Origin of the sequence: Novipirellula rosea (assembly GCF_039541335.1) — a bacterium.
Lineage (GTDB): Bacteria > Planctomycetota > Planctomycetia > Pirellulales > Pirellulaceae > Novipirellula > Novipirellula rosea.
In genome coordinates this window covers 356,750-368,780 of sequence record NZ_BAABGA010000018.1, presented here as the reverse complement: position 1 = coordinate 368,780, position 12,031 = coordinate 356,750, and the positions used below count along the sequence as shown (strand labels likewise).

General features: G+C 55.7%; 8 protein-coding genes. 5 read left to right on the top strand and 3 right to left on the bottom strand.

Going from position 1 to position 12,031, the window contains the following annotated elements; genetic code table 11:
- The first annotated feature begins 71 nt into the window (after positions 1–71).
- On the top strand, positions 72–2,261 hold the full coding sequence (locus ABD971_RS07950; RefSeq protein ID WP_345320966.1) for a TolC family protein: 2,190 nt from the start codon (positions 72–74) through the stop codon (positions 2,259–2,261).
- Between the two features lie 92 nt (positions 2,262–2,353).
- Here the strand turns inward: ABD971_RS07950 and ABD971_RS07945 are convergent, their stop codons facing one another.
- Entirely contained in the window at positions 2,354–2,824 is a 471-nt protein-coding gene (locus ABD971_RS07945) for a nuclear transport factor 2 family protein (RefSeq protein ID WP_339938455.1), read from the bottom strand.
- Positions 2,825–2,878: 54 nt separating this feature from the next.
- On the bottom strand, positions 2,879–3,463 hold the full coding sequence (locus ABD971_RS07940) for a carboxymuconolactone decarboxylase family protein (RefSeq protein WP_345320962.1): 585 nt from the start codon (positions 3,461–3,463) through the stop codon (positions 2,879–2,881).
- 221 nt (positions 3,464–3,684) lie between these two features.
- Between ABD971_RS07940 and ABD971_RS07935 the strand changes: the two genes are divergently transcribed.
- The 3 genes from ABD971_RS07935 (at position 3,685) to ABD971_RS07925 (ending at position 9,027) form a co-directional block, all read left to right on the top strand.
- Positions 3,685–5,301, top strand: a complete 1,617-nt coding sequence (locus tag ABD971_RS07935) for a sigma-54-dependent Fis family transcriptional regulator (protein ID WP_339938536.1) — start codon at positions 3,685–3,687, stop codon at positions 5,299–5,301.
- A 735-nt stretch (positions 5,302–6,036) separates the two neighbouring features.
- Positions 6,037–7,068, top strand: a complete 1,032-nt coding sequence (locus ABD971_RS07930) for a GDSL-type esterase/lipase family protein (protein ID WP_345320960.1) — start codon at positions 6,037–6,039, stop codon at positions 7,066–7,068.
- Positions 7,069–7,230: 162 nt separating this feature from the next.
- On the top strand, positions 7,231–9,027 hold the full coding sequence (locus tag ABD971_RS07925; protein WP_345320958.1) for an arylsulfatase: 1,797 nt from the start codon (positions 7,231–7,233) through the stop codon (positions 9,025–9,027).
- 100 nt (positions 9,028–9,127) lie between these two features.
- On the opposite strand, the gene ABD971_RS07920 is transcribed toward ABD971_RS07925, so the two are convergent.
- Positions 9,128–10,759: a cation:proton antiporter domain-containing protein gene (locus ABD971_RS07920; protein WP_345320956.1), complete on the bottom strand. Its 1,632-nt coding sequence runs from the start codon at positions 10,757–10,759 to the stop codon at positions 9,128–9,130.
- A gap of 159 nt (positions 10,760–10,918) precedes the next feature.
- Here ABD971_RS07920 and ABD971_RS07915 point away from each other — a divergent pair, with 159 nt between their 5' ends.
- On the top strand, positions 10,919–11,998 hold the full coding sequence (locus ABD971_RS07915; protein ID WP_339938464.1) for a dihydroorotate dehydrogenase-like protein: 1,080 nt from the start codon (positions 10,919–10,921) through the stop codon (positions 11,996–11,998).
- Positions 11,999–12,031 lie beyond the last annotated feature (33 nt).

Genomic DNA, 12,031 nt, shown 5'->3' with positions numbered 1-12,031 from the left:
TTCGATTTCGCGGTGTGACCCGAGCTGGCCCGGCCCTTGTGGGGGAATCGCGGCGAAAGGATGAGCTTCGCTTGGCAAATTTGCAAGAAACGAAACGACGTCGGTTGCGATTTGCCCTCAGCCTGCTGGTGATCAGCGGGGGGTGTGTCAGCGGAGATGCTCAGCGCTGGCCTCGTTCAAGCTACGCTGCAAAGGGGCGAAGTGCCGCAGATAGCAGTGTCGCAGATAGCAGTGTCGCGGGTCAGATTGTCACGAGTCAGATTGTCACGGGCGATCCGCAGCTTACCAGCCCAACCACCGAGACGTCTCCGTTTCAATTGACTGGGTACCCGATCCGTCCTGCGGGTCCGAAAACCGCCAGGTCCACTGGCGTTGCGGAAGCGCCCGCCAAGCAAATCGAAATTCGATCAAAACCGTCGCTCTCAGGTGTTACGCTCGGTAGCCCGCAATCGTATTGGCCCGTGTCGCCGCAAACGCCGCACGTTGCTTCCTCAGCCGAGCCCGTCTCGCCAAAACAACATCCCTCCACAATCGCTGCCTCAGCGGCCAATCTTGCCTCGACTCCGCTTGCCGATTCGATGGATCTCGAACGCGAAGAGATGTCGGATGATTCGGAATTGCCGTCGGTTCAAGCGACATCGCTTCCGATGGTGACTAACACCATCAACGGGTTGCCGACACGTCCGATCAGCGAAAGCGAAATGCTTCACCTGGCATTATCGCAAAGTCCGGTGCTTCATCCGTTGGGGCTACGGATTTTGGAATCGCCCGAATCTGCGACCACCGTTTACGACCGCAGTATTACCGCGAGCGATCCATTTTTTGGACCGCAAGCCGCATTGGCGGCATTTGACAGCACGCTCTCCGCCAGCGCCACGTCCCAGAACAACGATCGCGTTTTTAACAATGCAACGCTCGGCGGCGACGTCCAAGAGTTGACGCAAGATTATGCGACCTTTAACGCCGGGATTCAAAAGCGGACGCTCTCGGGTGCGACTTGGGATCTGACAACCCGCAAGCAATACGATGCCAATAATCGCGCGGCCAATCGGTTCCCGAGTTACTGGGAAACGCAGCTCGAAGCCGGAGTGCGTCAGCCGCTGTTGCGAGGTGCGGGCAAGCAGTTCAATTCGATTGCAGGTCCAAATGCTCAGCCCGGTTTTAATTTTTCAAAGGGGATCATAATTGCCCGTTTGAATACTCGCATCACCGAAGCCGATTTTGAAATCGCGGTACGCACGTTCGTACGAGACTTGTACGCAGTGTATTGGGATTTAAAACGGCAATATCGCAGCTACGAAAGTATCATCGCGGCGCGTGACCTCGCCTATCGAACGTGGCAGAGCGTGTTGGCTCGCAGCCATGCACAAGTTGATGGTGGCGAGGCGAACAAAGAGGCTCAGGCACGAGCGAAATATTATCGCTATTGTCGCGAAGCCGAACTGGCACTCGGTGGCGGCGATTCGGAAACCGGGTTGTTTGCGACTGAGCGGCGACTGCGGCGAATGGTTGGATTGCCGATTAGCGATGGCCAAATCTTGCAGCCGATCGAAGACGGCCCTGAGGCGGAGTTCCATTTTGACTTTGAAAGTGTGTTCAATCAGGCTTTGGCCAATCGGACCGAACTGAAACGGCAAAGTTTAAAGGTCCAGCAACAGCAGTTGCAGTTGGTGGCGTCGAAAAATTTCTTGCTGCCTCAATTGGACATGATCGGTCGCTATCGGCTTCGTGGTTTCGGTGACGATTTGACGGGGAATGGTCAGCAGCGATTTGGCAGTGCCTATGACGACTTTTTCACCGGCGATCATCAAGAATGGGAATTTGGTCTTGAGATGGGGGTCACTGCGGGACGCCGACAAGCCCGTGCGGCGGTACGCAACGCCTCACTGCTGTTAGCGAAAGAACGCAATTTGTTGGCCGAACAGCAGCGGACCCTCGAATTTGAAATCAAGGATGCGATCGCCGAGGTCGATTCCGCCTACGCTTCGCTGAACTACTCGCGGTTACAATACGAAGCCGCGCAAGATCGTTTGCGGTCCTCCGAAGTGTTGTTTGATTCCGACAAGATTCAAATCGAATTCCTGCTCGATGCGCAAGAAGAACTGTTGCAAACCGAACGTCAATACGCTGCCGATTTATCACGCTATTCACTGGCGATTGTGTCGGTCAGTGCCCAGTCTGGCACGCTATTGGACGACGTCGGCATCCACCTGCAAAACGGTAACTCGCAAACCCACGCGATCTACACGCCAGCGGAATAAAACGATTTTTCAATCGAAGCCGTGCCCTGTTGCCCGCGAGTCGGCCGCCGGTGGTAGCGGCCGACTTTGAAGATAAGAGCCCGTCTGTTTGACTATTTGACAAACTCTTCCAAGCCGGGATGGTCCGCCGGGCGGGGACCGAGTGGCCAGTGGAACTTTCGATCCGATTCTTCGATCGCATAGTCATTGATGCTGGCTTCACGGCGTCGCATCAAGCCATCGCGATCGAATTCCCAGTTTTCGTTACCGTAAGCACGAAACCAGTTTCCCGATTCGTCGTGGTACTCATACTGAAACCGAACCGCGATTCGGTTGTCCGTGAATGACCACAATTGTTTGGCCAAACGGTACTGCTGTTCTCGGTCCCACTTTCCTTTCAAAAATTCGACGATCTGCGGACGTCCTTCGACAAACGTCTCGCGGTTCCGCCATTGACTGGTTTGAGAGTAGGCCAACGAAACGCGTTCTGGATTACGCGAGTTCCAAGCATCCTCGGCAGCCCGGACTTTTTGCACCGCCGTTTCACGAGTGAAAGGGGGGCGAATGTCAGTTGGTTTTGACATGTGATCTTCCTCCAACGAGATACTTTGATGTTTGTAGTCCAATCGAACGGTTGATCACGCGGCGCTGCACGTATCGCCCTGGCAGCCGCAGGATGCAGCGGTGTCGATTGGCTCCGCCACAGGGAAATCGATGTCGGTTTCCGCGACGTGATTGAAGTAGTTGGTCAACAGGTTCAGCGCCGTGTTGGCAACGACTTCGGCGATCTCGCCATCAGTCAAACCAGCGGCCTTCGCTGCGGCGACTTCGTCGTCGGAGACCAAGCCACGTTTTTCCACCAGCCGAGCGGCGAGCTTTAAGATCGCATCGGATTTCGCGTCGGCGGACTTCGCCAATCGGGCGTCATGGATCTGGTCGGTCGTCAGCCCGACCATCTTGCCGATCGCCGTATGGGCGCTCAAGCAATAGTCGCATTGATTGGCTTGCCCGACCGCCAGCGCGATTTGCTCGCGATCCTTGGCCGAGAGTGCTCCGGCGGCCAGCGCGCTGCTGAATTTCAAATACGCATCCAAGACAGCCGTCGAGTTGGCCATCGTCGACATCATGTTCGGGATCATACCCAGTTTGGACTGCACGCCGTTGAGCAGTGCTTTGGCGGGGCCGGTTGCCTTTGCAGGGTCGATGGGGCTGATTCGGGTCATTGCTTCTTTCCTTATAGAAAGGGGGTTTAAACTGCAAACAGTGAAAGCCACTGCTTGTCACCGTTTCCTTAGGCACGTCTCGGACCAAATCGTGTGGAAATCCGTAAGTCGTTTTCCGTAAACTGTTTGCGTTAATTATGCGCGGCTGGCGAACGCAACGAGATATCGTCGATTCACGAAAGATCGCTTGCGATTCACGAAATGTCGTGTATTGTTTGCGAATGCTCGAAGAAAAGACGTCTTTGATCGATCAGCCCAAAACGCTGCTGTTAGAGTTGGCTCAGCGGCTGCAGGTGGACGATGCGCTAAACTTGATTGTTGATCGCATTGCCGCGTCGCCAGCGGTGGCATTGGCGAGGATTTGGCTGATTCGACCCGGCGCCGGTTGTGAGACCTGTCCGTTGCGTCAGGAGTGTCCCGATCAAACCCGATGTCTGCATTTGGTAGCCAGCGCCGGTGCCTCGGTAGTGGATCCGCAGCGAAAGTTCTCGCGAACCGACGGTGCGTTTCGGCGTTTTCCGATCGGCGTTCGCAAGGTAGGCCGGATCGCAGCGACCGGCGAACCACTAGAGGTCGGCAATCTTTTAGGCCAACCCGATTGGCTGGTTCACCCGGAATGGGCTAGGGCAGAAGGGATTCGAGGTTTCGGCGGCCAACCGCTGGTGTACCGTGGCGAAGTCCTCGGCGTGCTGGGGGTATTCAGCCGAACCACCATCAATGACGAAGACCTGGATTGGCTGCGTACGATCGCCAATCACGCGGCCGCTTCGATTGCCAATGCGTCGGCATGGGAGGAGATCGAGTCGCTTCGTCGCCGATTGGAAATGGAGAACGACTATTTGCAAGAGGAGGTGCGGACGAGAAACGCGTTCGGAGACATGGTGGGCAAAAGTGCGGCGCTGCAAAAGGTCGCCGAGCAAATCGAGTTGGTTGCTCCGACCGATTCAACCGTTCTGATCACCGGTGAAAGTGGGACCGGCAAAGAACTGGTTGCCCGCGAGATTCATCGGCGTTCATCACGCAGCGATCGACCGCTTATCAAGGTCAACTGCGCCGCGATCCCTCGCGAGTTGTACGACAGCGAGTTCTTTGGTCACACCAAAGGCAGCTTTACCGGCGCCGTGCGTGATCGAGTCGGCCGTTTCGAATTGGCCGATGCGGGTACGTTGTTCCTCGATGAGATCGGTGAGATACCGCTTGATCTGCAAAGCAAGTTGTTGCGAGTGTTACAGGAAGGTGAGCTAGAGCGAATTGGTGAAGAGCAAACACGCCGCGTGAATGTTCGCATCATCGCCGCGACGAACCGAGATTTGAAAAACGAAAGCGATGGGGGCCGGTTCCGCAGTGATCTGTACTATCGACTGAGTGTGTTTCCGATCGAGTTGCCGCCGCTGAGTCAACGTAAAGAGGACATTCCCTTATTAGCTGGGCATCTGCTCGCACAGCTTGCACGAAAGCTCGGCCGCCCCGTTCCTCGCTTGACCAAGGCGAATGTCCATGATCTGCAACGTTATGATTGGCCTGGCAATATTCGTGAATTCCAGCATGTTCTCGAGCGAGCCATGATCACATCCCAGGCTGGACGATTGCGATTCCAGCTCGATCCGGTGCAAGCGGTGAACCGCAAATCAACCACCGCGCAACCGGGAATCGTTGCGTCACTTGACGATGAGCGTGTCATGACGGCCGCAGAACTTCGTCAGTGGGAAGCCGCCAATATTCGCCTCGCGCTAACGCAATCTAACGGAAAAGTCTCAGGAGTCGGTGGAGCCGCCGAGCGGCTTGGGATGAAGCCCACGACGCTCGCGTCACGGATCAAGAGTTTAGGGATCCACTGAGAAACGACTGATCGATCACGTCATGTCGTTTGGGACAGTGACTGTACCATCACAGTCAGCCAGTAGTTGAGTCCGAAAATCGACTGTGATTGGTTAGGTTCGGCTATGATGGTCGAATTACAACTTGCCATAGTCATCTTGCTAGTGGCCTCGCTGTTGAGTTTCTCTAGTGTGCTGTCTTGGAGTTAGCCGAACAGCGACGAACACTCGAATTTGAAATCAAGGATGTGGGATAGGCTTCCATCCTGTCATAGCATCCATGATGACGGATCTACGACCACCTTTTGGGGATGGTGTTCGCGTTTGCATCGGTTTCCGGCGGTGTTCGCTTCGCTCGACCGCCGGCTAATGTCTGTAACGACTCCGGCGTAATCGTCGGTGCACGAAGTCCAAGCGGTTGCTCCTTTTTTTCTTATCTGCTGACACTGGCTGTTCAGCCCGATGACTCCTTGCGTGCTGCTCAGCCGAACAGATCTTGGATGTCCAGTGCAGTGGCACACTGTTGGGAATGAGCGAAAATTAGATATCCAGTTTGCAAGGAAGGCCGGTGGGAACCGGCCCTACGCTCAGGAACCTTGGTTGACAAAACGGTTTGACAAGACGTCGGTGTAATTCAAGTGAATTGATTGTACCATCACTGCCAGCCAGCAGGTGAGTCCGAAAATCGACCGTGATCGGCGAGGGTGGGCTATGATGGTCGAATTGTAATTTGCCATCGCCAGTGATTGCAAATCCATGAACCAGCCTGTTGAATCCGATGACCCGTCGGAACAGCCCTCTCCCTGCAAACCAAAGACCTCGCTCTTAGGTGTTTTCAAGACGCTGGTGATCGCCATCGTGGTGGTGGTCTCGCTGTTGAGTTTCCCTAGTGTGTTGCCTTGGATGGTGGCTTTCTGGTTGGTTTGGGCTTCCGTTTTGCTCTTTGGAGATCGGCCAGGTTGGCTTCCGCTGTTGACTTGCGTCGTCATTCTAGCGGTCAAACTGGTGCCACGTACGCCTGCGATGATCGTGCTCGGGTGCGTGATGCTGCTTGTAGTTGCCATCCGGATTCGCTATCGACATCATCGCCTGCACGACAGACGGTTCGCAGGGCTTTGCGTCACGGTATTGTGGATGTGCTGGGGATGGATGTTTTATGAGTTCCACGCGATCGCCAATTCCAGTCGCACACTGGTACTGGACCCTTCTCGGCCCGTGGTCTGTCTGGGCGACAGTTTGACTCAAGGGATGATCCCCGATCGAGGGTACCCAGGTGCATTGGAAGCGATGATTCGCGTGCCGGTTGTGAATCGAGGCTTTTCGGGGATCGCGACGTCACAAGGACTCGGGCAATTGGACCGCGTGCTTGCCGATGATCCTCAGGTGGTCGTGATTGAACTCGGTGGCCACGATTTTCTAAAGGGACACTCCCGAGCGGCAACAATGGCGAATCTACTGAAAATGATCCAAACCTGTCGCGATCACGATGCGGAAGTGATTTTGATGGAAATCCCGCGAGGATTTATCTTCGATCCGTTTGCAAGTCTCGAGCGTGAGATCGCCTATGAACAGGATGTCCAGCTCGTGGCGGATACCTGGCTACGGCAGATTGTGGTGATGAGTCCCGTGGCACCGCCGGGGATGTGGATGCCCGAGTCTCAGTTGAGTGATGACGGGATTCATAGTAACCCGGCGGGCAGCAGGGCGATCGCCGTGCGAGTCGCCGAGGCACTGCAAAAAATGGTCGGCGATGAAATTCGGGTCACCCCCATCGCAAAAAACAGGTGAACTGGGGCTGAGTTCCGAAAAAACTTGCCTTGGAAATCGCGATCGACTAACTTCGTCGATTGCGGTTCTATAAAGCGGCGGTTGGGTTTTGACGGTACAATCCACGTCAACCTGACAACGCCTCTCTTGTCTTCAAACTCCTATTCGTAGTCGCCACCACTCATGACTTTCAAACTTCGAATTGCCGTGCTCAGCTTTGGGCTCTTTTTCTCGGGGACGCTTGCCGCGTCGGCTACCAACGTCGTGTTCGTTATGTCCGACGACCAAGGCTATGGCGATCTGGCGTGCACCGGCAACCCGATCATCAAGACGCCGAACATCGATCAGCTTGCGTCGGAAAGTTCGGGGCTGAGCGATTACCACGTCGCTCCGACCTGTTCCCCGACGCGTTCGGCGCTGTTGACAGGGCACTGGACCAACCGCACTGGGGTTTGGCACACGATCATGGGACGATCGATGCTGCGAGAAAACGAAGTCACGGTCGGGCAAATGTTCAGCGACGCTGGCTATCAAACCGGCATGTTCGGAAAGTGGCACCTCGGCGACAACTATCCTTATCGTCCCGAAGATCGCGGATTCACCGAAGTCTATCGGCATGGCGGCGGCGGCATCGGGCAGACGCCGGACGTGTGGGACAATGCCTACTTTGATGGTGCCTATTTTCACAACGGCAAGATCGTTCCGGCCGAAGGCTTTTGCACCGACGTCTTCTTTGATCAGGCGAATGCGTTCATCAGCAAGTGTGCAAAAGAGAAGAAGCCATTCTTTGCCTACATCGCTACGAACGCGCCTCACGGTCCGCTGCATTGTCCACAAAAATACTTGGACATGTATCAAGACCAGGCCGACAACATTGCCGCGTTCTATGGCATGATCACCAATATCGATGACAATGTTGGCAAGACCCGCAAGTTGATCGAAGAGCTTGGGATCGCTGACGACACGATCTTTGTCTTTACCACCGACAACGGAACGGCCAGCGGGGCGAAAATTTATAACGCAGGAATGAAGGCCGGAAAGGGCAGTCCCTACGAAGGCGGTCACCGCGTGCCGTTTTTCCTGCATTGGCCAGCCGGCGGCATCGACAAACAACATGACGTTGATGAATTAACGCATGCCGTGGACATCGTCCCGACGCTGCTCGAAATGACGGGGCTGAAAAAGCCGGAGAGCGTGAAGTTCGATGGGGTCTCGATCGCCGCACTTCTGGATCCGGCCAAAGACGTCGATTGGCCCGAGCGTTTTGTGATCAGTGATTCTCAGCGTGTCCGCGATCCGATCAAATGGCGTGGTTCGTCAGTGATGTCGCAGAAGTATCGACTGATCAATGGCAAGGAACTTTACGACATCACCGTCGATCCGGGCCAGAAGAAAAACATCGCCAAAGAGCATCCCGAAGTCGTCGCGACGATGCGAGAGTTCTACGATAAGTGGTGGGATGAATTGAAGCCTACGTTTTCTCAGACCACCGAGATCTACCTCGGCCACCCCGATCACCCCGTGGTCAGCATGACCGCTCACGATTGGATTCAAGAGATCTATCCACCGTGGCATCAAGGTTCGATCCGCGCGGCTGACCGGAAACACCCGAAATCCGAGAAGCTGACGCACGAGGGACACTGGGCGGTGAAGGTGGTTCGTGATGGAAAATACCAGGTCTCGCTGCGGCGTTGGCCCGCCGAGTCGGGCGCATCCATCAACGCTTCGCTTCCCGCCGGCGAAAATGTTCCCGGCGCCACACAGGCGTTTCGTACCACGCCGGGTAGCGCCATCGATGCTACCCATGCGGTCCTGCGAATCGACGACAAGGATCTCGATCGCAAACCGGTGGCCGCCGGTGCCAAGGAAGTCAGCTTCGTCACCGAACTGAAAAAGGGATCGTATCGCTTGGCTCCAGTCTTCGAGATCAGCGAAGGCGAGCTCGGCGCTTACTACGTCGTCGTCAAAAGCCTTGATTGACGATCGGCTTCGTTGATTACAAGAGCCGCGACGCCAGTTATTGGCTTCGCGTCTCGCGCGAGTTTTGCTACGCAAAACGGTCGCTACCGGCTACGAATGGTCATGCTTTGGGTTGCACAAAACGTTCGCACCACCGCAGCAGCGCCGCGGACGCCTCGCCCTCTTCGCTGACGATCCCGTTGGCCCCGGCTCGCCGCATGGCTGTGACGTTCCCCTGGTAACGACAGCGAACCAGGATGGTAGAGTCGGCGTTCAGCGACCGCAGCGCCGCGACGATCTCTTTGGCGGCCGCGTCATCGGGAACGCTGACGACCGAAAGGTTGCAGTTCGCAGCGTCCGCTCGCCTCAGGACTTGTGGATCGCGAGCGTCGCCGGTGACCGTATGGAATCCTTGTTGGGCGAAGAGGTGCAGGTTGATTGGGCTAAAATCGACAAGCCGAACATCAATCCCCTTCATCTCAAGCTGCGAACTGATCTGGCGTCCAATCAGCCCAATGCCAATTACGATCGCATGCCGACTGGTGTCGTTGATCAACCCGTGGTGGTCGTGTTCATCGTGCTCGTATTGCTCCTCGCCCGACCAGCGGAGTCCAAATTGGATCAATTGAGGCGTCAAGATTAGCGTTCCCAACGCGATGAGCAGCAAGCGGTTGTAGGCGATCGGGCTGAGTAGCTCCTGTTTCACTCCTTCGGAAAGCAGTAGGAACGAGAACTCGCCCATTTGAGCCAGCCCCAATCCCATGCCGATTGCGGCTTTGGTGCGTAACCCTACCAATCTCAATGCAATCGCCGCAGCCGCCCCTTTGATCAGCAGAATTAACAGCACTCCGGATGAGATCAGCAGCGGTTCATCAAAAAATTGACGCGGATTCAAAAGGGTGCCGAGCGTGACGAAAAAGATTGCGGCGAACGTCTCGCGAAACGGTAATACGATCGTGTCAATTTGCTTGCTAAGCCGATTTCCGCTTAGCACAATCCCAGCGGCCAACGCGCCCACGGCGGAAGGCAAGCCCAAGTGGTGGGCGATCCAGCAAACACCACCTAACAGACAAACGGCAAACAGGACGACGAGTTCAACGCTGCGGAGTTGGGCCAGTTCCGGCACAAGCCAACGGCGAACGAAGTGATAGACCATGCCGACACTAATCACAAAAACCAGCGATTTGCCGCCGAGCAGCGCATACGCATTCAGCGAAGGCGGCTCGCCATGGTGAGTCAGCAGCGGGATCAGCAGCATTAGCGGCACTAATGCAACGTCTTGGAAAAGTAGAATTCCAATGGCGCGGCGGCCCGAGGCCGATGCCGCTTGGCCCCATTCGGCTAACGCCTTGAATACCAACACCGTCGAGCTCAGTGCGACCGCGGACGCGGCCAGCACGGCCCCGTTTACGCTCATTCCCATCGCCATGCAGATCAACGCTAGCGGGATGGCGACGAGTGTCATTTGGACGACACCACCGAGCAAAAAGTAGCGGCTTAACCGCATCAGTTCTTCGAGCGAAAATTCGATTCCGACGGCGAACAATAACAGCAATGCTCCGAGTTCCGCCAACGCTTCGAGCTCGTGGTTTTGCTGTTTCACGAACCCCAGTGCGCCTTGGCCGATCACCCCGCCGACCACCAAGTAGCCGACCAGCATCGAAACACCGATACGTTTGCACACGGCGCCTGCGATCAAGCCAGCGGTCAGCACGAGCAGCAGGTCGGTTGTGATTCCGGAAATATCGTCCATAGATTAGTTCGCTGAGCGGACAATGTTGGCGGTGAGTGTTGCGACGAGATACAATAGACCCGATCTGCCGTTCGCGTTAGTGTGCATTGGATGTCGCCTTGCGGTTTGTGGGTCTTCACATGTGAACATGAAAGCCATTCAAAAATGGGGGCAACCTAAATGAGTATCGATTTAACAACGCATTATGGTGGATTGAGTTTGCGTTCGCCGGTGGTCATCGGGGCTTGTCCGTTGACGGCGCAAGAACAGATGCGTGTTGCCATCGATGCTTCGGGGGCCGGAGCGGTAGTGTTGCCATCGTTGTTCGCAGAGCAAGTATTGCTTTGGAACCAAAAAAATGGCCAGAGATTGACGGCGCGTGATACCCAAGTGCTCGCGCGGGCCCAGCGATTCAAGGTAGATTCGTTCTGCAATGATGCCGAGACTTACTTGTCGATCGTTCGGCGTGCTCGTCGCCAGACGGCGCTGCCGGTGATTGCCAGCTTGAATGGTGACAACGCCAGTCATTGGCTCGATTACGCCGGGGCGTTACAAGAGGCTGGGGCGAGTGCGATCGAATTGAATTTGCGTCATCCACCTCCGGCTGAATTTTCGGATGCACGCGAGATCGAGGATTCGCTCGTCCAGGCGGTTCAAATTATTCAACAATCGATCTCGATTCCGTTGTTCCTAAAACTAAGTCGCGAATACACCAGCCTCAGCCATTTGGCCGTTCGCTTGCTGTCGGGAATCCAGGGCTTGGTTTTGTTTGGCCGTTCACCCGAAGTGGATATCTCGCTTGATACGTTGCAAATGAGCACCGATTGGTGCCTGACCCCCAGCGGGAAAATATCGCATCTGCTTGAATCGGTGATGCGAGTCCATGCTTTTTGTCCGGCGATGCCGATCGCGGCGTGTGGCGGCGTGAGCAATGCGACCGACGTGATCAAGGTTCTGTTGGCCGGCGCCGATGTTGCCATGGTCTCGTCGGCGGTCTATCGCGAAGGACCCGATATTGTGCGTTCGATGATCGATGGCCTTGTCGTGTTTATGGAGCGTCATGGCATCCGTTCGGTGCCCGAATTGCAAAGCATCCGGCCGCTGGAATTCAGTAGCGAAGAAGAGCGATTGGACTACATGGAAGCATTGGCCTCTCGTGTGCCTCCGTCGCAGAAGAGCGGGGGGCAACGCAGAATGTGTGGCGATCGCTGGGGACATGTCCAAGCCGCAGATGTCGCCTCGGCCGATGCGAATCATTAAGGACGATGCGAATCATCAAGGCACACACGCTGC

Coding starts and splice junctions, on each gene's coding strand:
- ABD971_RS07945 (WP_339938455.1), bottom strand. CDS start 2,824: ATGTCAAAACCAACTGACATTCGCCCCCCTTTCACTCGTGAAACGGCG.
- ABD971_RS07940 (WP_345320962.1), bottom strand. CDS start 3,463: ATGACCCGAATCAGCCCCATCGACCCTGCAAAGGCAACCGGCCCCGCC.
- ABD971_RS07935 (WP_339938536.1), top strand. CDS start 3,685: ATGCTCGAAGAAAAGACGTCTTTGATCGATCAGCCCAAAACGCTGCTG.
- ABD971_RS07930 (WP_345320960.1), top strand. CDS start 6,037: ATGAACCAGCCTGTTGAATCCGATGACCCGTCGGAACAGCCCTCTCCC.
- ABD971_RS07925 (WP_345320958.1), top strand. CDS start 7,231: ATGACTTTCAAACTTCGAATTGCCGTGCTCAGCTTTGGGCTCTTTTTC.
- ABD971_RS07920 (WP_345320956.1), bottom strand. CDS start 10,759: ATGGACGATATTTCCGGAATCACAACCGACCTGCTGCTCGTGCTGACC.
- ABD971_RS07915 (WP_339938464.1), top strand. CDS start 10,919: ATGAGTATCGATTTAACAACGCATTATGGTGGATTGAGTTTGCGTTCG.